This window comes from Haloplanus sp. CK5-1, assembly GCF_037201915.1.
Taxonomy (GTDB): Archaea; Halobacteriota; Halobacteria; order Halobacteriales; family Haloferacaceae; genus Haloplanus; species Haloplanus salilacus.
This window is the reverse complement of record NZ_CP147505.1, coordinates 842,816-864,698: the sequence shown is the minus strand read 5'-3', so window position 1 is coordinate 864,698 and position 21,883 is coordinate 842,816. Positions and strand designations below refer to the sequence as shown.

Here is a 21,883-nt window from a genome sequence, read left to right as displayed (position 1 = left end):
TTCGTGTGCACCGTCTGGTAGTGCGTGATGAGCGACGATCCGCTGTACGTTGGCGCCGACGTCGCGTCGGGCTCGTGGGTCGCCGTCGCGTTCGACGCCGAGGGGTTCGACCACGCGACGGTGTTCGCAGAGGTGGGCGACCTCTGGCTGGAGTACGAGGAGCGCGCCGACCGCATCCTGCTCGACGTGCCGATCGGTCTCGTCGAGGATGGATCTACCGAACGGACCTGTGACAGGCTGGCTCGGGAGGTACTGGGGCCGCGCCGGCGGGCCGTGTTCACGCCGCCGGTTCGGGAGGCGACGCGCAAGCGACGCTACCCAGCGGCCAAGCGGGTCAACGAGCGAAAGAGCGGCAAGAGCCTGACGAAACAGGCGTTCGCAATCAGCGACGACATCGCAGCCGTGGACGAACTGCTCCAAGAACTGCCGGAAGCACGGGACGTGGTCGCCGAGGCCCACCCGGAGGTGTGCTTCCGGGCGTTCGCGGGCGAGCCCCTGCACTACTCGAAGCGGACGGCCGCGGGGTACGCCGAGCGGATGCGCACGCTCGCCGAGTTCGACCGCGACGCACCACCGGTCGTCCAGTCGGCGGCGGAGGCGACCGGCGGCGAGGACGTCGGCGTCGACGACGTCCTCGACGCCGTCGTTCTGGGCTATACGGCCCGTCCTGGCCCCGGCGACCTGCGGACGCTCCCGTCCGAACCGGAGCGTGATCCGACGGACCTCCCGATGCGGATGGTGTACCGAGCCGCGGGGTCGCTACGCGACGACCCGAAGTGAGGGGTACGATTTTGTGGTCGGGGCGACGAGGGTGGAGTATGGCCGACGGCTCACTCGACTCGACGACCCTCGTGCAGCGACTCACCCTGATCGGCGTCGGCTCCCTCTCGACCCGAGGAGAGGCACCCGCACACGCCGGGCGAATCGCCCGCGTCTGCGACGAGCAGGCCGAGGCGATCGACGGCGACGTGGTGGGGAGCGTCTCCGAGGCGGAGGTGACGCGCGCGCTCAACGAACTCGACGCGGCCGGCCTCGTCGACACCGCCGAGACGGACGACCGCTCGCCCGTCGGGAAGGGACGACCGGCGTACGACCTGGACTGCGATCCCGAGACGCTCGTGGAGCGGTTCGAGTCGGACGACCGGCTCCAACAGTTACTCGACCGCCTCGACCCGTAGGCACGCCTCACGCGTCGAGGACGTAGCCGAAGGCGGTCCGGGCGTTGTGGCCGTCCTCCGTCGCCCGCACGCGACGGGTCGTCCCGACGGCGTCGACAGCGACGAACCCACGGTCGACGAGTGGATCGACGACGTGCCGGCGGAGGCGCGCGTAGGACTGCTTGGTCGGCTTCCCCGACGCGTCGAACGGACGGTCGCAGTCCCGGACGAACGGGAGGTCGCGCTCGGCACCGAACCGGATCAACTCCCGTTTCGACCGTGGCCCCTCCTCGACGACGTGGTCGAGGACGGCGATCTGCTGGCGGTCCGGTCGCTCCATCGGGTAGGTCGGGAGATCGATCGCGACCTCCATCCCGTACCCCACCGGCTCCGTGCCGGAGGCGTACCGTTCGGCGCGGACGTAGTACGGCCGCGCCTCGCCGGTGACCATGCACGCGATCATGCCCGCGATTGCGGTGATCTTACTTCCGGTCGCGAGGTTGACGTACACCTCGTTACCGAGGTCGGCGTCGTCGGCCGGTCGTGCCTCCGCGGTCACGATCTCCGCGATGACGCCGATGGAGTCGTACAGGTCGAAGAGGTTGCAGTCCCGACGGTCGACCTCGACGCCGGCGGCCTCCAGATCCGCCACCACGTCGTCGTGGTAGTCGGGGCGCTCGACGTCGGCGGCCAACCAGTCCAGCAGGACGACCCGGTCGGCGCGGTACTCCATCGCGGGTTCGACGATGCGGTCGTGTTCGAATCCGAGGGGCATCACGTGGACGCGCTCCGCGACGTTCATCGAGCGGACCGTCGAGCGCCGAGCGCAATTAAGTAACGGTAGTAACAGTAGTAACGATAGTAACGGTAAAATCCTTAACTACTCGCCGTCGGAACGGATGTCTGTACACCGCCGCGGCGGTGTACGGGGGGAGGAGACGACGGCCGGACGGCGCGCCACGGGTCGGCGGGGGTGCCTCGACCGGGCGACGGTCGCCTGGGGGACGCCGCTCCGTGGCGTGTGCGGTATCCGTCGTGGAGAGAGTGCGATCCGCGGCGGACAGCACCGCGAAACGAAATCAGACGTAATCGTAGTACTTCAGATAGCTCACCAACACGAGCCACCACGCGACGACGAGACGGAGCACCAGTCCGGGCAGGGAGAGCGACGACCCCCCGAACAGCCGGTAGCCGATGGCGACGAGATAGAGGACGCCGACGACGCCGTACCCCCACCACGGGATTCGTTCTATGAGCGAGCGCATGGTTGTGGGAGTCGAGAGAGGACCATATCAGTTTTCGTCCACGGTCACGCGCCAAGACCGGCGGTCGATGTCGTTCCCGGTACCTCCCCCAACAGTTATCTTATATCCGGAAGTTCGCCCGCGTATGGACCCCGTCAAACTGATCGGAGATTTGATAAGCGTGCTCACGCTCCTGGCCGTCGTGGGAGCCGTGATCTGGTTCGTCGCCACCCGCCTGCTCCCGTTTTTCGGGTAGGCGACCGTCGGCGTCGAGGGTCTTTCAGTCGGCTGCGACCCCACAAGGGTCCGTCTGTGACGACTCGGGTAGCCCGGAAACGTCGACGCCGGGGAGGCTTCGACCCCACAAGGGCCCATCTGTAACCATGCCCGATTTCGGGCACACAGGCCCGATATCTGCTGCTTAGTTCAAGTAATTTCCGTCGACCTCAAATAATCTCCGAACCCCCTGGGGGGTCGACTGATAGGGCACCGATCCGGCGATCGGATTCGTGTGTTTCGATGTAGTCTCATTCTGGCCCGGTCGGAACGCGAGTGAGGTCTCTGTGCCCAAACGTACGCTCTCGCTTGGATGAGGTGCGAAATTTTGTTCGATCTGCCGACACCACAGGCTGATTGGGCCGCAATTCCCGACGGTGAGACGGAGACCGCAGTCGACCCCGAAGGCGTCTACCAGTCTTGCTCTCTCGTCACCTCCCACCTACTCGGGTCACATGGCTACCGGCCGGTCGCCCGTCGTCGTCTTCGGGGTCGGTCGCGTCGACGATCTCGATCGCCGGTGACCCACACTCGCAGACGAGCGTCACGGCCGACACCTCCCTTCGTGCCGCGCCGGACAGTCTTCGCGTCCGTCACGGGGGATCGGTAGGCCGCAGTAGTAGCAGACGGCGAGCGGGTAGGAGTCGGACGGACGTTCGGTCCGGCTCACGGCCGCTCACCTCCCCGAGTTAAGCGGGTGCTCGCCGGCTGGTGTTTCGCCCCGATAACGGTATGGGGCGCCCGGATTGCGAACCACGGTCGCTCCGCTCGCGTCGCTCGCTGATTCGAATCTTACCCCGCGGTTTTTCACCACGTTTTTGCGAGGGAGCGCAGCGACCGAGCAAAAAGTAGGAGTGGGACCGCCCGGATTCGAACCGGGGTCACGGGCACCCAAGGCCCGAAGTATACCAGGCTAACCCACGGTCCCGCGTCCCGAGTTCGTCCGCGCGGGCGCTAAAGGATTTCGTTCCCCCCATCGGACGGGGACGGATCAGTTCCGGCCGTCGTCGACGGCGTGGTGTGACGAGGACGAGAGACGGCGTCTCAGTCCGCGCTGATCGCACAGCCGTCGGTGTATTCGATGTCGTCGATGGTCTCGATGGGGTCCTCGCCACACACCGGACAGCCCGGATCCTCGGCGTAGGGCACCGTCTCGAAACTCATGTCCATCGCGTCGTAGAAGAGCATCCGCCCGACGAGGGGATCGCCGGCGTCGAGGAGAACTTTCACGGCCTCGGTCGCCTGGATGCAGCCGACAGTACCGGGGAGTACGCCGAGGACGCCCGTCGTCGCGCAGTCGGGAACGGTCCCCGGTTCGGGGGCTTCGCGGAACAGACACCGGTAGCAGGGCCCGTCGGGGTGGAGCGTCGTGACCTGTCCCTCGAACTTGTAGATAGCGCCGTGGGAGACCGGAATCCCGGCGAGGCGAGCGGTGTCGTTGACCAGATAGCGCGTCGGAAAGTTGTCGGAAGCGTCGACGATCACGTCGTGGCCCTCGACGATGTCGGCGTTCGTCCGGTCGAGTCGCGTCTCGTAGATGTCGACGTCGACGTCGGGGTTGAGCGTCGCGACGAAGTCGCGTGCGCTCTCGACTTTGGGACGGCCCACGTCGGCGTCGCCGTGGATCACCTGCCGCTGCAAGTTCGACCGCTCGACGACGTCGTCGTCGACGATCCCGATCCGGCCGACGCCCGCGGCCGCGAGATACTGGATGACGGGCGCGCCCAGTCCCCCCGCACCGACGACGAGGGCGCTCGAATCCAGTAGTCGCTTCTGCCCCTCGGGACCGACCTCGTCCATGATGATGTGCCGGGAGTAGCGATCCAGTTGCGTGGCGTCGAGCGAGAGCCCACTCATATTCTTCTTTCGGAGGCGCGGATGGATAAATCCGTGTCGTCCGGACGAGCCGCCCACACTCGTAAATGGAATGTCGCGATATCGAATCGCGATATCGGCCCCGAACCGCCACGAGCGCGGACCACGCGAAGCGTACGTTCTTGGGTCGGGCAGTCGAAGGGCGCGTATGGCCCTCCAAGATCGACTTCGACCCTGGCACGCCCTGATGGTCCTCGTCTTCCTCGTCGGAACGACGGTCGTCCTCCTGCGCACCGGGAGTATCACGACCCGATCGGTGCTCAGCGCGGTCGTCTCGGGGCTGTTCGGACTCCTCGTGTTCCAGTTCACCGCCGGTAGCGTCTGGGGATACGCCGTCGAGTACCACAACACGGGCGGGGAGTGGACCGACCTCCCGTTCCTGCTACCGTTCGCCGCCGCCGGCCTCGCGGGCGTGGTCGTCGGCGTCCGATCGGGGAGCGTCGGCGCCGCGGCGTGGACGGCGTTCTGGGCGTTCGTCGTCGTCGCCGCCGTCGTCGCGGTCGGCGCGTGGGTCGCAGCGGGGTATCGGCAGGCGGGGACGTAGCCGAACTCAGTCCGCCAACTCCGCCATCCCGAGGGCGTCGAGCCGCTCCGCCGTGGGTACGCCGTCGTCGTCCCAGCCGCGGAACGCGTAGTACTCGTCGAGCATCGCGTCGAGTTCCTCGGGCGGACAGTACATCCCCTCGGCCGGGCCGTCAGGGATCGGTTCGTGCATGACGCGGTGGGAGAGCGTGTCGGTCTCGCGGCGCGCGACCCCGCGTTCGACGTTGATGAGGCGTTCGAGGTTGTAGACCCGTTCGCCGATCCGTTCGACCTCGTCGGTGGAGAGGTCCCACCCCGTCGCGGCGTTGATCGCATCACGGTAGCGGTCGGTGACGCGCTTGCCCCACCCGCCCTCGCTGACGAACCGGCACTGGGTGAGCGAGTCGCCCAGCGCGGTGAAATGCTGGGTCCGGGCGGCGAACTCGGGTGTCCCCTCGGTCGTCTCGTCGTGTTCGCCGTCGTACTGGAGTGTCGGGCGGGTGTCGTGGTGAGAGCCGCCACGCGTCGCGGTGGCGTAGCCGATACTCATCCCCTTCAACCCCCGCGGGGAGTGGGCCGCGAACTCCAGACCCTTGACTCCGTGGAGGTAGCGCTCGGCCTCGTCGTCCAAGTCGGCCGCCAACCGGAACGACCCCTCCGCGAGCCGGTCGCCGAAGCCCTCACGGTGAGCCGTTTGCCGGGCGAGTTCGACCAGTCCGTCGGCGTCGCCGAATCCGAGGTGCGGGGAGTCGTCGTCGGACAGCAGTCCCTCGTCGTGACACTCGCGGGCGAAGGCGACGGTGACGCCCCACGAGATGGTGTCCATCCCCAGCCGATCACAGCGGTCGTTGGCCTCCATCACTCGCTCGATGTCGAAGACGTCGGTCATCGTCGCGGTGGCAAAGAGGCTCTCGAACTCCGGAATCTTCGCCTCGGTGATCCCCTCGCCCTCGACGGTGACGTGTTTGCCACACGCCACGGCACAGTTGGCACACGTCGTGTCTTCGGTGACGTACTCCTCGCGGAGGCGTTCGCCGCTGATGGCCTCGGCGTCCTCGTCGGGAGCCTGTTCGACCCGGTTGTTCCGCCGGCCGAGTTTCCCCATCTCGTTGATCGGGTTGACCAGCCCACTCGTGCCGTAGTCTTGGAGCATCTCCGTCTCGGCCATCAGGGGCCCCATCCGACCGCCGGCCAACTCGCGGAGGTCACCGTCTGCGACGGGGTCGGGCCGGAAGTCACCCTCCTCTATCGCGACCGCCTTGACGTTTTTCGACCCCAGCACCGCGCCCGCGCCGCCGCGGCCGGCGACCCCCTCGCGCATCTCGGAGTCGTGGAGGAGACAGGCAAAGCGCACCAAGTTCTCGCCGGCCGGACCGGCGGCGATGACGTGGACGTCCTCGGCGTCGGCGTCGGCGTGTTCGACCGCTCGAGACTCCACCTCGGCGCACGTCTCGTAGGTGTCGAGTCCCGAGAGATCGGCCGCGGAGACCACTTCGGCACCGTCCTCGTCGACGTGGACGTACGAGAGGTCGTCGGCCGATCCGTGGAGGACGACCGACTCGAACCCGGTCGTCTTTTGAGCCCGGGGGAACGTGCCGCCGAACGTGCTGTCGAAGAAGCCGTTCGTCTGCGGACTGACGAACCCGACGACGCCACGACTCGTCGATTGGAACGGCGTGCCGTTCATCGGGCCGACGGTGAAGGCGAGGACGTTCTCGGGATCGAACGGATCGGCGTCGACGGGCACGCTCTCGTGGACTGCCTTCGCCGCGAAGCCGTTGCCGCCGAGGAACCGCCTAGCGTCCGCGGGGTCGATCGACTCGATCTCGTGGGTCCCGTCGTCGAGATGGACGTGCAGAACTCGCCCGCCGTAGACTGGTGGGAGGTCGGACACGTTACGTGTCCCCCTCCGTCCGCCACACCGTTTCGATGGTCCTATGTAGCATGAAAGGCCGTCGTCACTCCGACTACAAAGGGTTTGCTGGTAGTTTAGTGGCGAATCCGAAAAACGAAGCATCCACACCGAGATCCGGTGTAGTATAACACACCACGCAGACGAGACCACAGCAGTCCCGATCGGCGACACCGGGCTGCGGTTCGATCCCGTGCCCGACCGACGACGCAGTTCGTCGTCGAAATCCGGTGGGGGTATCGACGAGTGCCGCCTTCTGTATCGCGATATACAGTTTATCAGTGCGCGACCGACGGCACGGGAGCTGATCGACGTGAAACCGAAGAAGAACCGCGAAGGGAGTTACTTGCCGCGACGCCGGTCGCCGCCGATGCTGGGTCGGGTGTGTTCCGTACCCTTCCCGCGCTTTCGCTGGCCGCGACCCTTCTGGCCGGCGCTCGTCTGCCCGCGGAACGCCCGACCCTTGTGAGAGTCGTCACAGATCCAGTTCAGGTCGTCGTCGGCCTCGATGGCCGGGTGGTGGGGGTCGACGAGGATCACTTCGTGCCACTTCTGGGAGCCGTCTTCCCCGACCCAGTAGGAGTTGAGTACGCGGAGGTTGGGGTACTTCCGCGACGTGCGCTCCTCGGCGATGCGCTGGATACTCTTACGGCGACCGATCCGATTGACGCCCTGACGCTTCGAGCGGCGACCGGCCTTGAACCGGCGCTTGCGGGCCCCCCCCTTGCGGACGGCGGTGCGAGCCACGACGATGCCCTGTTTGGCCTTGTAGCCGAGGTTGCGAGCCTTGTCGAGGCGGGTCGGACGCTCGATCCGTTCGATGGCGCCCTGGTCGCGCCACTCCTGTTTTCGTTGCCACTGCAGTTCGGCGAGGTCCCCGTCGTCGGGGTCCCGCCACGCCTCTCGGATGTGCGAGTAGAAGCTTCGTGCCATGGGTTGTCCACGGGCGCTTGCGATTCAGCCCCGCCGGCGACGCCGGCGGGCCACATGTCGTCCCGACGAATCGGGTGCCCGCTGGAGGCCCGTCTACCAGCGAGTTGTCGCGTCTACCCCCCGACTGCGCTTAAGAACTTCGACTCGTCGCGAACGCGCGGATCGTCTCGAACTCGCCGTCGGTGACGGCCTCCGCGACGGCGGCCGTATCGACGTCGGGGACGACGGCGGGGTACTTGCGCTCGAAGAACCCGATCAGGTTGTCGACGTCCCGTTCGAGCAGTTCGTCGGCGTTCGCGTGGTCCGTCGACACCGACTGGGGCCAGTCGAAGATGGTGACGCCGGACTCCGAGACGGCGACGTTGTGTTCGCTGAGATCGGCGTGGACCAGTCCGGCGTCGTAGGCGGTGGCGGCCTCCCTGAGGACGAGGTCGACGACCGGGAGGACGCCGTCGTCGTCGAGTTTCGATCGCGCGAGTTCGACGCCGTCGAACTTCGCCATCAGGACAGCGTGGCGGTTGTGGTCGACGGGCTGGGGCACCGACACGTCGGGGTAGAGCGTCTCCAGAGCGTCGTACTCGGCCTCGGCCGCCTTGCGCGCGGTGTAGAGCCAGGAGACGTGGTGGTGGTCGGCGGTGTACTCGCGTTCGCGGTTGACCTCCCGGAAGTTGGTGTACCCCTCGCGGTGGAACTTCAGGGCGAGCGGGCGGTACGACCGCACCTCGTACACGTCGCTCTCCTTCCCGACGCCGAGCGACGACCCCATCCCCTCGACGGTGTCGCGCTCCGCGAACGTGTGGAGGGCGAGTGCATCGTACCCCTCGAAGGAGAGCTGGTACCCCTCGTACTGGATCGTCCGGCGCTCGATCAGGTCGCGTTTCATACACCGGTCCAGCCGGTAGTCCACTTCCTCGGCCGTCAGCCCCGCGTAGTCGGGGAGTTTCTCCCGGTTGACCCACTCGCTGAACCGCATCCCCTGCTCGACGCCAGAGAGGAGGTAGAAATCCTCGGGTTCGAGTTCGGCGACCACGCCGGCGACGTTTTCGACCATACCTCGACTCCGCGCGCGAGGGACAAAAGCCCCCCGCGTCGCCCGGATAAATCGTATATCGCGATACAAAACTGCCCGGGGCGGCGTCACAGAGCTTCAGTAGATGAATTTCTACAAATCAAAAGATACTGATAGGTTAGTTCTGAAGCCGTTGAGGTAACAGTTGAAGACAGTTCTCGGAAAATTCGGAAACTACCCCCTTCCGTTTATCCGAATAGTTTCCGAATGACTACATACGATTACCAATGCTTGCGTGTTACAAGCTGAGTTCATTCATCGGGAGGTGAAACACCGATCCGCCGAGGTGAGCCACCTCTCAGATACATTGCGGCCGATCATGACCGATAGCCGCCCCGAGCTATCGTTCCTGTACGGGCCGTCGGGGGCGGGGAAAACCTGCATCGCCAAGTGCACCGTCAAGCAACTCCGCGAGAACGTTGTTGACCCGAATACCAGTATGTGAACTGCTGGAGGATTACAGCCGATTCAAGACACTCTACCGAATTCTCGACGGTATCAACGAGCGTGGGACATCCATATTCCGCAGGTCGTGAGACACCGCGCTTGCGAACTCGTCGAGTTGTTCTTTCTGGCTCCGGAGCCGTCGTTGCTGTTTGACCCGCTCGGTGAGGTTCCGCGTGATACCGATAGTCTCGGCCGCTTCGCCGTTCATACTGACATCCTCCTCCGCGTGAACGCGGAGGAATCCCAAGCGTTAGGAGTGTCAAATACACGAATAGATCTCGCTGTGTCTCTGTAGACACACTGACCGTCTCGGAATCACAGGAACGCGACAACGACGCCGACGAGCAGAATGAACACGAAGAGATAGATGAGGATCACGAGGACATTCCGCCTGTGGGCGTCACGGGCTGTCCCGGGGAGGCGGAGAGATCCTCGACTCGTTCTGCCGGGCACCATCAGGTGGTACCGGAGTCGTCGGACGAGCTGTCGTTCGTGGATCCAGACCCGTTAGAATCGGAGCCACCGTCGGAGCCACCATCGGATCCACCATCGGATCCACCGTCGGAGCCACTATCGGAGCCACCGTCGGAGCCACCATCGGATCCACCGTCGGAGCCACCGTCGGAGCCAGATCCGTTAGAATCGGACCCACCGTCGGACTCAGACGAGCCACTATCGTCGGACCCGCCGTCGGACTCAGACGAGCCACTATCGTCGGACCCACCGTCGGACTCAGACGAGCCACTGTCGGTGGACCCTGACGAGCCACTATCGTCGGACCCGCCGTCGGACTCAGACGAGCCACTATCGTCGGACCCGCCGTCGGACTCAGACGAGCCACTATCGTCGGACCCGCCGTCGGACTCAGACGAGCCACTATCGTCGGACCCGCCGTCGGACTCAGACGTGGAGTCAGCTTTTTCAGATGATCCCTCTCCGTCGGCCGATGAATCCCTGCCATCGGTGGACGCGTCGCCGTTGTCATCGGATTCGACCGAATCGGTCCGTTCGTCATCCACGTCCTCGTCGGACGCGTCGTCGGTCGACTCCGATCCATCGTCTTGTGGGGTGGACACAGGCGACCCCGAGTTGTCGTCGGTGACGTTCCCGTCGCTCTCGTCGACTGCAGTCGTGGCGTTCCCGTCCTGAGTCCCGCTGAAACTGGACGAACTGTTCCCGTCGGATCTTGGGGGTTCTCCCGTCGCGTTCCGAGAGGTATCATTCGAGTCGACGCTGGCCGTTAGTCCATCGCTTGCAGCGTCCAACGTAGCCTCCGGATCGCCGTCGAGCGCGACTGCGTCCGGGTTCGGAACATCGGCGCTGAAGCCGATCGAAACCGACTCCTCATCCGACAGCAGCGCGACCGACACGCCGGCGGTTGTCGAGGCGAACACGACAAACAGCGCGCAGATGAAGGCGAGCATTTCACTCATCGTCCGCCTCCGCCCCCCCGCTGCCGTCCGTCAGAGCGGGGACCGAGTCGGTGCTCGTAGCGGACGGTTCGGAGCGCGATGCGCGGGCCGCCCGCCATGCGGTCACCGTCACCGACCCTGCGAACAGGAGGCCGAGGAAGCCCGCCGTCAGCGCCCCGACCGAAATCGGGGTCGGCGCTGCGGTCAGGGAGAACTCGCGGTACACGTTCCACCCTGCGTACGTGCACAACGCTCCCATCGCCAAGAGCGTGAGCTTTAAATCGACCGCGGCGACCGTGGCAGACCGGGTGGGTTGCAGCCCGCCGTTGACCTCCGATACCGTAGCCTCCGGGACCCCCCAGTCGTCTGCGGTCGCGTCGCCGTCCGCCGTGTCCGGGTCCGGTGACGATCCCTGTTCGGACGCTGGATCCTCGCGTTCGCTTCCGGTCGGCTCCCGCCGAGCCCACGCGAAGAGTTCGTTCGCGCCGAGCAACACCAGCGGGCCGACGACCAGCGTGACGTATCCCACGGGCGTGTTCGCCCACAGGATCACGTGGCCGATGACGGGGATCGCGAGGACGACCCGTCCGATGATCGCCTCGGAGCCGACCAAGCCCGAGTCGGCGTTCCCGTTCGCGTCACCCTTCGTCTCGTATTCGCCGTCTTGCACGCCGATGACGCGGTGGGTCGTCGGGACGCCGTCGGCGCCAGTCCGGTAGGTGATAATGTCGCCAACCGTCACGGGCGCGGAGGCATCAACAATCACGACATCACCGGTCGACAGCGCCGGTTCCATACTCCCTGAGAGGACGACGAACCCCTCGTCGGCCCCGATCACTTGCGGGACGGCGAAGACCACGAACGGCGAGACTGCCGCGAGCAGGACGATCATCGCGAGCAACTGTCTGGCGCTCGGGAGTGACGGCGTCGGGAGCCGGGTCATCGGTCACCTCCGGGCGGAGCCGCCGACGGACCGCTGCGTCCGGCGGGGTCGTCGGAACCGTCGGGCTCGGTGCCACCGCGGCCACCCAGTCTACCGGTGGATCCGTCGGCGTCCCCACTCGGTTCGCGCTCGTCTCTGTCAGCATCGTCGTCCCCGCTCGGGCCGCCGGAGCCGGAGTTCGTGAACGAGGGATCCGTACACCCGGGACAGTCCGCCTCCGGCTCGGTGGTGCAGACGCAGACCGTGACGTGGCTGATCGCGCTCCCGTCCGGCGCGTAGACGAGCCCGTCGGCGTCGCTGCCGGGAAGTCCGGCGGTGTCGGCGAGCGTGTCGTCGTCGCGGTCGTACTGCTCGAACCCGGGGCCGTTCTTGATGGCCACCGTACAGAGGCTCGGGACGGCGTCGCCGACGAGGTGCACGAGCCGGAAGGCGACGCCGACGGTCTCGGTGCCGGCGTCTTTGTCCGCGGTGTCGTAGATCTCCAGGCCGTAGTCGGTATCGCCATCGGTGAAGACGTAGGTTCCGGGCTCGACGTAGCTATCGTCGATCCCGGGCTGGGTGCCGGAGTCGAGTTCCAGTTTGCCGAGCGTCCGGCAACACGTGCAGGGGTCGCCGGGGGGACACGGGTCGGCGTCGATGCCGGCGAAAGGGTTCGTCGGGGTGGCGTGCCGGCACTGGACCGCCGCGAACCACAACGGAAAGTCGACCGTTTCGGTCCCCACGTAGCCGGCGAGTTCGTACTCGACGAGCAGGCAGACCTCCTCCACCAAGCAGTCGGGCTCGGTGGTCGTCGGGTCGCTGTCGACACGGCGACCGTCACGGAGGTCGTCGGCGACCTCCCGGAGCGAACCGCTGACGATCCGGGAAAGCGGCGTCCCCGACTCGCAGTCGGCGTACGACAGCGTTACCCGGATCGCCTCCCCCAGCCCTGTCGCCTCGGGCACGGGGCAGTCGGTCGCGAGCCACAGCGCAGCGGGGTTGTTGATGGCGTCACCCCGTTGTGGGAGCGCGAACGTGAGGAGCATACTCCCGGCGTCGTCATTGGGGGCGAGTGAATCAACCGGGAGCGTGATGCGGGGGCCGTCGACGGTGCCGCTGCTGCCGGGGCCGCCCGTACCGGGGCCGGTCAGGAGTTCGTACTCGACGACTAGGTCGACGGTACCGGCCGTGATCGACGCGCGAGAGCGCTCGCTGTCTCGAAACACCGCGGCGGTTCCGGTCCCCGCGAGCGCGCCTGCGCCACCAGCCGCGGCCAGCGCTGCCAGCACGCGGCGTCGGCTCAGGATCATCGTTGTGTCCCCCCGACGGTGAAGGGGCTGTCGCCGTCGCAGGGGCCGCCGCCGAACGCGAACTCGAAGCCGAGGGAGTCGCCTTGGGCTTGGTTCCCCGTTTCGGCCGGGATCTCCCACCGGAGCGCGACGCACCGCAACGACCCCGGTGGAATGCAATCCAGCGCGAGTAGTCCCTCGGCGTCACCAGCATCGGCTGTCGGCGCGAACGCATCGGCGAAGGGGGCGGGAGCGACGAGCGGCGATTCGAGCGTCTCGTCGAACTCCTTCGTGCCGTTGCAGCCCCCCAGCGGCGAGCCGTCGAGCCACACCTCGACGACAGCGACTTCGTCGAGTTCGCCGTCGTCGTCCGTGGTGTCGCCGGCGGCCCGTTCGGGCCCGTTCACGCCGTTTTCACCGTCGTCAGTCAGCGACGCGCGGAACCACACATCGAGCGCTTCCGCGTCGCTACCGTCGACTACTTCGAGGCCGACGACCAGCGTGCCCGTGTCTCGGGGGAGGACGTTCCCCACGGAGAGAACCGGGCCGGTCGCGTCAGTCACGAAGGTCGCCTCCTCGACGTATTCGGGCCCGCTATCGGGATCGAGCGTCGTGTCGAGGCTATCGTTCGTTCCGGCGTGGTTCGCGACGAAACCGCCGTTGTATGTTTCGTACCAAGCGACACGGAGCCGCCGGTCGTCGGTGTCGTCCTCCGGTGCGGCATAGGTGTACTGAGAGAAGGGGGGTGTGCGCCGACGGAGGGAGAGTCCCCCGACACCGATCGCACCGGCTCCGATTCCCATCAACAGTTCTCGACGTGTGAGTGTCATGTGAGTTGTCCCGGATACGCCGGGTCGGTGGGTGGATCGGGCATCCGATCCGTGTTCTGTGGGCGATACGACATCGGAGGGCATAGGTATGGGTCGGCTGCACAACCGATACGACGCCCGTACTCCGCGGCATGGCGTCGTTACCGGGACGATGGTGCCGGCCCGAGCGGCCGACCGCGGCGGCGCGGGGCGCGCTGCGGGAGCGGCGGCGGCAGCCACCGGGGTCGGTGTCAGTTGTCGGTGGCAGTCGAGTTCGCCGCTCGCCTAAGGGTGCGCCGCTCGGGCTCGGTCGTTCCGTTCTCAGCGGTCGCCGTTAGCGCGAGGTGGAGCGCCAGCTCGGCGTTCTGGAGCGAGTCGCCGTCTTCGACGAGGGTCGCGCGCAGGGTGACGGCGCCGGTATCGCCGGGCAACACCGCCTCGTCGACGACGACGACGCCGGCCCCGCCAGTTACCTCGATCGAGACCGTAGCCAGATCAGTGTCCTCGACGACGGCCACATTGACCGTCTCGCGCCAGTCGAGCGCGACAGCTGGCAGCGAGTCGCCCGACTGGATCTGAGCGGTCTGGTTCAGTTCCAGTGGCGCGAGGCCGGCGGCCGCTCGGGCCGGCGCAGCACCGACTGCGATGAGGCCTGCGCCTGCCGCGGCCGTGAGTATCCGTCGTCAGAAGAGGTGTTTTTTCATTGGGGTGTTCGTGAAGGCCCACCGGCGGCGTCGAACCGCCGTCTCGGCCGCCGAAGTCGCGGACGCGACGCGTCGGATCCGAGTGGGTCCGTGTTCGTGGTCGAACCAGTTGTTCTGCGAGCCGGAGGTGGGTCAGTAACTCAGACTTCCGCCTCCGGGGTCTGCTCGTTGTTCCGGCACTGCTCGGCGTAGAACCCGACGTCGAAGCTGACCGAGTCCGACTGGATCTGGTTCTCGACCTCGGTGGGGATCCACCACGCGAGTCCGACACAGTGAGTCTGAAGGCCGGCGAAACAGGACCGGCCCTCGGTCTCGATGTCGCCGTCGAGTGGGATCCCGTCACCGTCTTCGAGCCTGAGCAGGAGGTCGCGGAGCGATCCTTGGTGGAAGACCTCCTCGCCGCCGCTGCTGACGGTCCCGCCGATGTTCCGGAAGACGGTCTCGACGTCCTCCGTCGTCGCCCCGAATGCGTACTGGGACTCTGGGCTCTCGGGCGGATTGTTCGGGTCGCTCGCCAGATCCGAGAGGCTCGGCGCGCTCGTACCGTATGCGATGGTGAAGATCTCGATGCCGTCCGCCTTCGCGTTGGAGGCCTCTTGGACGGGGTCCTCGTTACCCGAATCAGTCACGTCCGTTCCGGCGTTCTCCGAGCCGTCGCCGAGGAAGACCATAATCTGCCGTGCGCCGGGGCGGGCGCTCCCGCTCTCGGTGTACTCGGTGAAGATATCGGCGACTGTGAGTTCGTCATGTGCTCGTTCGATCGCGGCTTCGATATTCGTCCCGCCACCGGCGGAGAGGCCGTTGATGGCCGTCGAAACGTCGTTGTGGTTGCTCGTCAGTCCGACATCGAGCGATGAGGACGACGTGCTCGGTGAGGAACTGGAGAAGGACACGAGTCCGACCTGGTCGTTCGGCCCGAGGGCCGCGACGAGTTCGTTCGCGCCGGCCTGCGCGTCGGCGAGTTCGCCGTCCATCGAGCCGGAGACGTCCATCACGATGACGACGTCTGCGAATTCGCCTCCGGTGGCTTCCCGGCTGCCGTCGAGGACGTTGTCGCAGTCGCCGTCGTACCAGGCGACGGTCTGGATTTCGTCGAGGAGTTCGACGCCGTCGCTCTCGGTGAGATCGGTCACGACCTCATCTGCGGGGCCAGCGTCGCTGGAGTCGCTCTCGGCTTCGGTGATGCCGCTCTCGCGGGCCTCGACGAGACCGCCGTTCATCCAGATGTATCCCGGGTTGTCACAGAGGTGGAGACTGAGGGTGAGCTCCCCGAAATCGCCCGGTTTGACGTCCGAGAGGTTGACGAGCGGTTCGATCGTCTCCGTCTCGGGTGTATAGGTATCGACGTTGTTGGTTCGGAAGGCACCGTCGCCGAAGGGATCGAGCCCGCCGTTAAGGTCGGCGCCGTCGGTACAGAAGTCGCCGACCCCGTCCATTCTGAAGGGATCCTGAATCCCGTCGTCGTCCACGTCCGGGTAGGCCTCGATCGCAGTGTTGTCCATATACGCGTTGAGGTCGTCGTTGTGGACCCAGACGAGCGGGTTCGACGGATCGGGGAGCGCGGCGTAGTCGGTCGTGTCTGTGGGTTCGGATCGGGTGACATCCAGCCCGGCCGTCGGATCGTCGAACCCGTAGTACTGCGGGAAGGAGTAGTGTTCCTCCCAGTCCATCTTGAGATCGAGTTCGCCCGCGACGAGTCGGTTGTCTTCGAACGTTTCCTGGTCGCTGAACAGCGCGCTCGTGCCGAGGCCGGCGCCCGCTGACGCCGCGCCGATAGCACCGATCGCGCCGAGGACCTTGCGTCGGGAGAGGTCGAATTCGTAGTCTTTCATTGGTTTTCCTCGTGTGTGACCGTCGCACGACGGTCGGTCCCCGTCTTGGGGAAGCCCATCGACGGCTTCGAACCGTCGGGCGGCCGTCCGATCCGCGCGGCGCGGGTCGGATCCGAATGGGAGAGAGCGGTGATCGGTTACTGTCCCGTGTCGCCACCAGCCGTCGGTGTGACTGGCTGCCCGCCGCCACCGTCGTTGTTCCGGCACTGTTCGGTGTAGAAGCCCAGATCGAAGGTGACCGAATCCGACTGGACTTCGTTGCCGACGTCCAGCGGGAGCCACCACGAGAACCCGAAGCAGTACGTCGCCCCGGCGAGGAAGCAGTCCCGACGCGGGTCGGTCTCTGCGTCATCGGCGAACTCGTCGAACGACGGGTCACCGTCGGCATCGAGCGGGATCCCATGCTCTGTGGTCCCGAACGCGGTTTCGAGTTCCTCGAGGGTGCCCCGGAACACGATCTTCTCCGCGTTCCCGGTGCTGGCCAGCGTGGAGATCCGGTTCCCGATCGTCTGGGCGATCCCCTCGAGGTTGCCGCCGTTGCCGTTGGCGACGGTCGCGTCGAAGGCCTCGTTCGGGGAGGTCGCGATCCGGTTCTCGAGGAACGAGCCCAGCGTCTGTGGCCCCTCGAAGATCGAATTCACCCCCGTCCCGCCGACCGCGACGGTGAAGATCGCAATCTCGTCGTCGTCGATGCTGTCGGCGACGTCGGCGGTCTGGTCCTGCTCCTCATTCGAGCTCGTCCCGTCGTTGGTTCCGGCGTCGACATACTGCGAGGGGACCGTGTACGTGTCCGTCCCGGTCGTCGCCTCGTAGGTGACGTCCGGGTAGTCGGGGCCGCCGTCGGTGACGAGCAGGATCACTTTCCGGGCGTTCGGGCGCGCTTCCGCGTTGAGGATCTGGCGTGCGACGTCGAGGGCTGCCGGCATCGGCGTGCTTCCGTTCCCGCTCTCGGGGAGGAATTGCCCGATGTCGCCCGGCTGGGTCGGGTCGTCGTTCTGGAAGAACGGATCGATCGGCCCGAGGTCCAGCTGGACGGTCACGCCGGAAGCGGATCCTTCGCCCGGACCGGCGAAGGTGATGAACCCCGCCTCGACGGTTCCGTCGGTCGGAAGCTCCTCGACGAAGGCGTTCGCCCCGTCCTCGATGTCGTCCATCTCGGGGGGGTCTATCGACCCGGAGACGTCGGCGAGCGCGATGAGATCGATCGGCTGTCCCCCATCGTCCGGGAGGTTATCGCAGTCCGTGTCGTACCACAGCGCGGTCTCGATGTTCTCCGCGAGCTCGCCGCTCGTCTCCGCGTCACCCGGCAGATCGTCTTCGCCGGGGGCGGCCGCCTCCGGTTCGGTCACGTCGTTCTCGTGATCGGTGAGGCCGCCGGGCATGTTCATCCAGACGTAGCCGGGGTTTCCCGGGTCGCTGCAGAGGTGAATACTGAACGTAACCTCGCCGAAGTCCCCGGGTTTGACGTCGTGGAGATTGATGAGCGGCGCTCCCTCGCCGGCGTCGAGACGGGTGTCTTCGTTGTCGGTTCGGCCGACGGTCTCTGCGCCGAAGTTCGAGAGGCCGCCGCTCTCGCCGCCGACGTTGGCCAACAGTTCACAGGCGCGCGTCCCGTTTTCGGCCATCTCCTCGACCGGGAACTCCGCCGTCCCGTCGTTCCCGGCATCCGGGAACGAGTCGATAGCGGTGTTGTCCATATACGTCGGGACATCCTCCCTGTTGACCCAGATCGAACCGTCGCCGTCGGTTCCGTCGGTCGCGCCCGCAGGATACCGCTGGTACAGGTCCGGAACGTTCGGTTCTTCCGTTCGGACGTCGAGGCCGGCCGCCGGATCGTCGAACGCCTCGTATATCTGGGGGAAAGAGTAGTGCTCCTCCCAGTCCATTGTGAGGTCGAGTTCGCCGGCGACGAGTCGGTTGTCCTCGAACGTCTCCTGATCGCTGAATAGGGCGCTCGTGCCGAAGCCGGCGCCGGCTGACGCCGCACCGATGGCTCCGATCGCGCCGAGCACCTTCCGCCGTGAGAGGTCGAATTCGTGTTCTGTCATGGTCTGTCTCCCTCGTTCGGGTGGGACCGTCGCCGAGACGAGTCCAGTCCCCACTGGGGGAAGCCCACCGGCGGAGTCGAACCGCCGTTTCACGACCGTCGAGCGAGCACCGCGTGAGTGCCGGGCTATAGTAGCGTTTGTAACTGTCCGCACACCTGATCGAACGCAGTCATGCGATCAGGTGTGTGATGACTTACAAAGGCTACTATAGGGATCGTGCCACGACTGCACGCGAGAACGCGTGTGTCGTGCTCCGAATGGGTGTCGGGTGGCGTCGAACGCCCTACGAGGTCGAATTGTTGAACGTGATGCCACTCCGTGGGTCGCCGTTGTTGCGGACCTGTTCGGTGCTCCAGCCGAGGTCGAACTGGACGCTGTCGCCTTGGACCTCGTTACCGACGTCGAAGGGGAGCTCGATCAGCATGTAGTAGGTGAACGTGCCGGAGCCGAGTCCGGTGTTCGAGCCGCCGACTTGGAGAGCCGGTGCTGGCGAGCCGCCGGCCGTGTCGTTGCGGATGAGGACGCCGGAGCTGTTCGGCGGGTCCTGGGTGTTGTTGAACGGCGCGCTCGTGGGATCGGTGTCGTAGGTCTCGACGAACTCCCGCAGGGTGGTGTACTCGACGGGGGTCGAGCCGACTGTCGCCGTCCCGTCGAGTGCGGGCACGCCGTACGCCCCTTGTGCGATGCCGCCGGCAACGTTGGTCGTGCTGTCGAGATCCTCGAGGTCGAGGCGCGAGTTGCCGGCGATCGTCCCCGCGTTCGTGACGTTGCCGCTGCCGTCATAGGTCGGGTCAGTTCCGTTGAACGTGCCCCAGTGGGTCACGAGCAGCGCCTCGCCGAGGTCGGCGCTGTTGCTGCTGTTGCCTTCCGCTTCCTGCTCCGGTTCGGGGTTGGCCCCGCCGCTCTCGAGGAGGTTGTCCGCGTGGATCGTCACGTACCCGGGGTTGTCCTCGACGTCGATCTCGAAGCAGTAGATCACCCAGTCGCCGGGCTTGACGTCGTCGGCCTGCAGCCGGACGCCGTCGCCGTCACCGGGCGATGCACCGATCGTGGCCTGAAGGCCGAGGTTTTCGTAGTAGATCTCCCCAAGCGCGTCGGAGCTGTTCGCGACCTGCGTCGCGCTGACCGTCATATCGAGGGTGCCCGCCGTGATCGTGTTGTCCTCAAACGTCTCCTGGTCGCTGAACAACGCGCTCGTACCGAGACCGGCGCCCGCGGAAGCGAAGCCGACGGCACCGAGGCCGGCGAGCATCTTGCGGCGTGAGAGGCTGTACAGTTTGGGGTCGTTGTCGTGCGTCATTGGTTTGTCCTCCCGTCGGACCGTGGAACCGCCACTGGTCGTCTCGGGACAAAGTACCCCACATCCGGGGGGGTATTACCTATGCGCTGATTCAGGCGTTAGAGCCCCTAAAACGGCTTTTTATAGGGTCTCGTTGCCTGATTCGGCCGTCGGATACGGGGTCCGTACCGCCGCGTACTGTGTTCGTACCGGAACAGGTGTGCGTGCGTACCGGTAGGATCCGGAGTGCGTACCGGTTAGTCCGGTCGACGTACCGATCGAGAACGGCTCGGTTCGGGTTCTGTACGGTGAGCGTTCCGTGTGGCACGGAACGGCAGTCGGCCCATAGCTATGCCCCAAGAACCCGTCGGAGGAGGTGATGTTCCAGCGGGCCGTCCTGTCGGAGGTGGAGGTGTATCACGTCCTGAGTAACGCGCGCCGGCGGGAGGCGCTCGCCGAACTGTGGACCCAATCGGAGGCGCTTTCGCTGCGTGAACTGTCCGAGCGGATCGCCGCGGCCGAGTCCGGACAGCGCCCTGCACCGCGGGCGCTCCGTGAGAGCGTCTACAACGCGCTCCACCAGACCCACCTCCCGAAGATGGACGGCCTCGGGCTCGTCGTCTACGATCCCGATCGGAAAGTGGTGTCCGCCCGTCCGGAAGCGAGACACCTCGGGCGGTATATGGATGTCACCACCCGCGTGGGCGTAACATGGGGCGAGTACTACCGCGTCTTGGGCGTCGTGGGGCTGTTCGCGACCGTCGCGTCGCTGGCCTCGGTACCCGGCTTCGCCGCCGTCGACCCACTCGTTCCGGCGACCTGGTTCCTCGTCTGCTTTGCCGTCTCGACGGCGTACCAACTGATGGCCTCACGGATCGGGGCGCGGGGACGGCTCGCGCGGCTCCGTGCCAAGCTCTTCTGAAGACGGGCGTCCCGTCGAAAATATAGTAGCGTTTGGAACTGTTTGCACACCTGATCGCCAGACTGCATGCGATCAGGTGTGCGATGACTTACAAAGGCTACTATACTCCTGTGTCTGTCGAGTTAGCCATTCACTGACTCCCGAGTCCGCCGTCCCCGGGTCGTGTGTGTGACTCGCTCGAAATCGTGTCGTCGGCGACGCTCGCGTGACGGGGTTCGACGCCCTGTGGTATCGGACATCCCCCACGTAGGTGTCGCCGACGGTGTCACTCCACGGCGGCGAGGCCCCGTGCGTCGGTCTCGAAGAGCCGGGCGTCGCAGCCGGAACAGGTGGCTGCGACGACTTCGTACTCGCGACAACACGAGCGTACCGTTTCGGTCCCGAGCCGGATATCGCCCGCACACGTTGGACACGTGTCGAGGCAGGCGCGGACCGCCAAGAGCGTCCGGCCGCGGGCAGCCCCCGGGACCGACGCCCAGTCGTCGGTCCACCCCGAGAGCGTGCGGTGGGCGGCGAGGTCGGCGACGAACGCCACCTTCGACTCCCACCGCCCGAGTATCGATCCGTCGACCAAGACCCGCCACGACCCGCTGTCGCTGGCAAAGGACACCCGCTCCGGGTCGACGTCGAGCAGGTCGGCCGAGGCGGCGGTCATGGCCGCCTCGGTGTCGAGGGCGAGCGCGGCGGCGTCGAGACGGCGCTCGAAGGTCGGTGCGAGGGCGACGTCGTCACCGGTGTCGACGACGACTGCCGCGCGGTTTAGGAAGGCCACCGCGTCGAAATCGATATCCGCGGCGGGACCTAGGGTGTCGGCCTTCCCGAACCACCCGAGGACGCGTTCGGGGAGGTACCGCTTCGTGAGTTCGGGCGTCCCGGGCACCAGATACCCTCGGAGGTAGATGCTCGCGAGCGACCCGACTACGACAGCGACCCCCAGTGGGAGAGATACGAGCGCCGCCGCAGCGGCCAGTGCCGCCGCGAGGACGAGGTTGATCACGGTGCAGGGCAGACACCGGTTCTCGCCGGTGTACTCCGGTCGACGAAGGCCTGTCAGTACGTCCGTAGTGTAGTGCCGAATCATCGTTCAACGTATGTAGTCAGTAATCATAGGTATGAGAACCGTATCACCCGTCGGGGCCGAACAAACCACACACGATGGCCATCTGATCGAGGAGCGGCGGCTGATCCGTGAGGTAAGGTACTGTTAGTTAAGTTCATAAATCGTCATATA

At 66.0% G+C, this 21,883-nt stretch carries 19 protein-coding genes and 1 tRNA gene; 4 read left to right on the top strand and 16 right to left on the bottom strand.

The features are described from left to right. Positions 1–27: 27 nt before the first annotated feature. On the top strand, positions 28–780 hold the full coding sequence (locus NBT81_RS04580; RefSeq protein ID WP_338741368.1) for a DUF429 domain-containing protein: 753 nt from the start codon (positions 28–30) through the stop codon (positions 778–780). Between the two features lie 38 nt (positions 781–818). After that, positions 819–1,178 carry a hypothetical protein gene (locus NBT81_RS04575; RefSeq protein ID WP_338741367.1) on the top strand — a complete coding sequence of 120 codons (360 nt, stop codon included), beginning with the start codon at positions 819–821 and terminating at the stop codon, positions 1,176–1,178. Positions 1,179–1,185: 7 nt separating this feature from the next. Here NBT81_RS04575 and NBT81_RS04570 read toward each other — a convergent pair whose 3' ends face one another. The 4 genes from NBT81_RS04570 to ubaA form a co-directional block, all read right to left on the bottom strand. Then, complete coding sequence (locus tag NBT81_RS04570; RefSeq protein ID WP_338741366.1) at positions 1,186–1,959, bottom strand: DUF6293 family protein; 774 nt, start codon at positions 1,957–1,959, stop codon at positions 1,186–1,188. Between the two features lie 277 nt (positions 1,960–2,236). After that, positions 2,237–2,422 (bottom strand): hypothetical protein, encoded by a 186-nt coding sequence (locus NBT81_RS04565; RefSeq protein WP_338741365.1) that lies wholly within the window; start codon positions 2,420–2,422, stop codon positions 2,237–2,239. Positions 2,423–3,532: 1,110 nt separating this feature from the next. Beyond that, positions 3,533–3,605: transfer RNA gene (locus tag NBT81_RS04560), tRNA-Pro, on the bottom strand. 116 nt (positions 3,606–3,721) lie between these two features. Continuing rightward, entirely contained in the window at positions 3,722–4,534 is an 813-nt protein-coding gene (gene ubaA / locus NBT81_RS04555) for an SAMP-activating enzyme E1 (protein ID WP_338741364.1), read from the bottom strand. Positions 4,535–4,700: 166 nt separating this feature from the next. Between ubaA and NBT81_RS04550 the strand changes: the two genes are divergently transcribed. Further along, positions 4,701–5,096, top strand: coding sequence for a hypothetical protein (locus tag NBT81_RS04550; RefSeq protein WP_338741363.1), 396 nt, complete (start codon positions 4,701–4,703; stop codon positions 5,094–5,096). Between the two features lie 6 nt (positions 5,097–5,102). Here NBT81_RS04550 and NBT81_RS04545 read toward each other — a convergent pair whose 3' ends face one another. From NBT81_RS04545 to NBT81_RS04495, 11 genes are all read right to left on the bottom strand, one after another. Further along, the gene (locus NBT81_RS04545; protein WP_338741362.1) at positions 5,103–6,968 is read right to left on the bottom strand and encodes an aldehyde ferredoxin oxidoreductase family protein; all 1,866 of its coding nucleotides are present in this window, start codon (positions 6,966–6,968) and stop codon (positions 5,103–5,105) included. Between the two features lie 360 nt (positions 6,969–7,328). Next, positions 7,329–7,919 carry a 50S ribosomal protein L15e gene (locus NBT81_RS04540; RefSeq protein ID WP_338741361.1) on the bottom strand — a complete coding sequence of 197 codons (591 nt, stop codon included), beginning with the start codon at positions 7,917–7,919 and terminating at the stop codon, positions 7,329–7,331. Positions 7,920–8,049: 130 nt separating this feature from the next. After that, positions 8,050–8,970 carry a serine/threonine-protein kinase RIO2 gene (locus NBT81_RS04535; protein WP_338741359.1) on the bottom strand — a complete coding sequence of 307 codons (921 nt, stop codon included), beginning with the start codon at positions 8,968–8,970 and terminating at the stop codon, positions 8,050–8,052. Between the two features lie 496 nt (positions 8,971–9,466). After that, entirely contained in the window at positions 9,467–9,643 is a 177-nt protein-coding gene (locus NBT81_RS04530; RefSeq protein ID WP_338741357.1) for a hypothetical protein, read from the bottom strand. A gap of 1,217 nt (positions 9,644–10,860) precedes the next feature. After that, positions 10,861–11,790, bottom strand: a complete 930-nt coding sequence (locus NBT81_RS04525; RefSeq protein WP_338741356.1) for a signal peptidase I — start codon at positions 11,788–11,790, stop codon at positions 10,861–10,863. Continuing rightward, a complete protein-coding gene (locus NBT81_RS04520) occupies positions 11,787–13,079 on the bottom strand; it encodes a SipW-dependent-type signal peptide-containing protein (protein WP_338741354.1) in 1,293 nt (430 codons plus the stop codon). The genes NBT81_RS04525 and NBT81_RS04520 overlap by 4 nt, the downstream gene beginning before the upstream one ends. Further along, positions 13,076–13,861 (bottom strand): hypothetical protein, encoded by a 786-nt coding sequence (locus NBT81_RS04515; RefSeq protein ID WP_338741351.1) that lies wholly within the window; start codon positions 13,859–13,861, stop codon positions 13,076–13,078. The genes NBT81_RS04520 and NBT81_RS04515 overlap by 4 nt, the downstream gene beginning before the upstream one ends. Positions 13,862–14,118: 257 nt before the next feature. Further along, positions 14,119–14,385: a hypothetical protein gene (locus NBT81_RS04510; protein WP_338741349.1), complete on the bottom strand. Its 267-nt coding sequence runs from the start codon at positions 14,383–14,385 to the stop codon at positions 14,119–14,121. 326 nt (positions 14,386–14,711) lie between these two features. After that, positions 14,712–16,403: a vWA domain-containing protein gene (locus tag NBT81_RS04505; RefSeq protein ID WP_338741348.1), complete on the bottom strand. Its 1,692-nt coding sequence runs from the start codon at positions 16,401–16,403 to the stop codon at positions 14,712–14,714. A 137-nt stretch (positions 16,404–16,540) separates the two neighbouring features. Then, the gene (locus NBT81_RS04500; protein ID WP_338741347.1) at positions 16,541–18,451 is read right to left on the bottom strand and encodes a vWA domain-containing protein; all 1,911 of its coding nucleotides are present in this window, start codon (positions 18,449–18,451) and stop codon (positions 16,541–16,543) included. 283 nt (positions 18,452–18,734) lie between these two features. After that, the gene (locus tag NBT81_RS04495; RefSeq protein ID WP_338741346.1) at positions 18,735–19,751 is read right to left on the bottom strand and encodes a SipW-dependent-type signal peptide-containing protein; all 1,017 of its coding nucleotides are present in this window, start codon (positions 19,749–19,751) and stop codon (positions 18,735–18,737) included. 358 nt (positions 19,752–20,109) lie between these two features. Here NBT81_RS04495 and NBT81_RS04490 point away from each other — a divergent pair, with 358 nt between their 5' ends. After that, entirely contained in the window at positions 20,110–20,652 is a 543-nt protein-coding gene (locus tag NBT81_RS04490) for a DUF7344 domain-containing protein (RefSeq protein ID WP_338741345.1), read from the top strand. A gap of 265 nt (positions 20,653–20,917) precedes the next feature. Here NBT81_RS04490 and NBT81_RS04485 read toward each other — a convergent pair whose 3' ends face one another. Then, a complete protein-coding gene (locus NBT81_RS04485; protein WP_338741343.1) occupies positions 20,918–21,733 on the bottom strand; it encodes a hypothetical protein in 816 nt (271 codons plus the stop codon). Positions 21,734–21,883 lie beyond the last annotated feature (150 nt).

Bases quoted from the DNA above. Each gene is read 5' to 3' on its own strand.
- NBT81_RS04515 (WP_338741351.1), bottom strand. From the start codon at position 13,861: ATGGGAATCGGAGCCGGTGCGATCGGTGTCGGGGGACTCTCCCTCCGT.
- NBT81_RS04505 (WP_338741348.1), bottom strand. From the start codon at position 16,403: ATGAAAGACTACGAATTCGACCTCTCCCGACGCAAGGTCCTCGGCGCG.
- NBT81_RS04485 (WP_338741343.1), bottom strand. From the start codon at position 21,733: ATGATTCGGCACTACACTACGGACGTACTGACAGGCCTTCGTCGACCG.
- NBT81_RS04570 (WP_338741366.1), bottom strand. From the start codon at position 1,959: ATGAACGTCGCGGAGCGCGTCCACGTGATGCCCCTCGGATTCGAACAC.
- NBT81_RS04500 (WP_338741347.1), bottom strand. From the start codon at position 18,451: ATGACAGAACACGAATTCGACCTCTCACGGCGGAAGGTGCTCGGCGCG.
- NBT81_RS04550 (WP_338741363.1), top strand. From the start codon at position 4,701: ATGGCCCTCCAAGATCGACTTCGACCCTGGCACGCCCTGATGGTCCTC.
- NBT81_RS04535 (WP_338741359.1), bottom strand. From the start codon at position 8,970: ATGGTCGAAAACGTCGCCGGCGTGGTCGCCGAACTCGAACCCGAGGAT.
- NBT81_RS04580 (WP_338741368.1), top strand. From the start codon at position 28: ATGAGCGACGATCCGCTGTACGTTGGCGCCGACGTCGCGTCGGGCTCG.
- NBT81_RS04525 (WP_338741356.1), bottom strand. From the start codon at position 11,790: ATGACCCGGCTCCCGACGCCGTCACTCCCGAGCGCCAGACAGTTGCTC.
- NBT81_RS04530 (WP_338741357.1), bottom strand. From the start codon at position 9,643: ATGAACGGCGAAGCGGCCGAGACTATCGGTATCACGCGGAACCTCACC.
- NBT81_RS04540 (WP_338741361.1), bottom strand. From the start codon at position 7,919: ATGGCACGAAGCTTCTACTCGCACATCCGAGAGGCGTGGCGGGACCCC.
- NBT81_RS04565 (WP_338741365.1), bottom strand. From the start codon at position 2,422: ATGCGCTCGCTCATAGAACGAATCCCGTGGTGGGGGTACGGCGTCGTC.
- NBT81_RS04490 (WP_338741345.1), top strand. From the start codon at position 20,110: ATGTTCCAGCGGGCCGTCCTGTCGGAGGTGGAGGTGTATCACGTCCTG.
- ubaA (WP_338741364.1), bottom strand. From the start codon at position 4,534: ATGAGTGGGCTCTCGCTCGACGCCACGCAACTGGATCGCTACTCCCGG.
- NBT81_RS04575 (WP_338741367.1), top strand. From the start codon at position 819: ATGGCCGACGGCTCACTCGACTCGACGACCCTCGTGCAGCGACTCACC.
- NBT81_RS04495 (WP_338741346.1), bottom strand. From the start codon at position 19,751: ATGACGCACGACAACGACCCCAAACTGTACAGCCTCTCACGCCGCAAG.
- NBT81_RS04520 (WP_338741354.1), bottom strand. From the start codon at position 13,079: ATGATCCTGAGCCGACGCCGCGTGCTGGCAGCGCTGGCCGCGGCTGGT.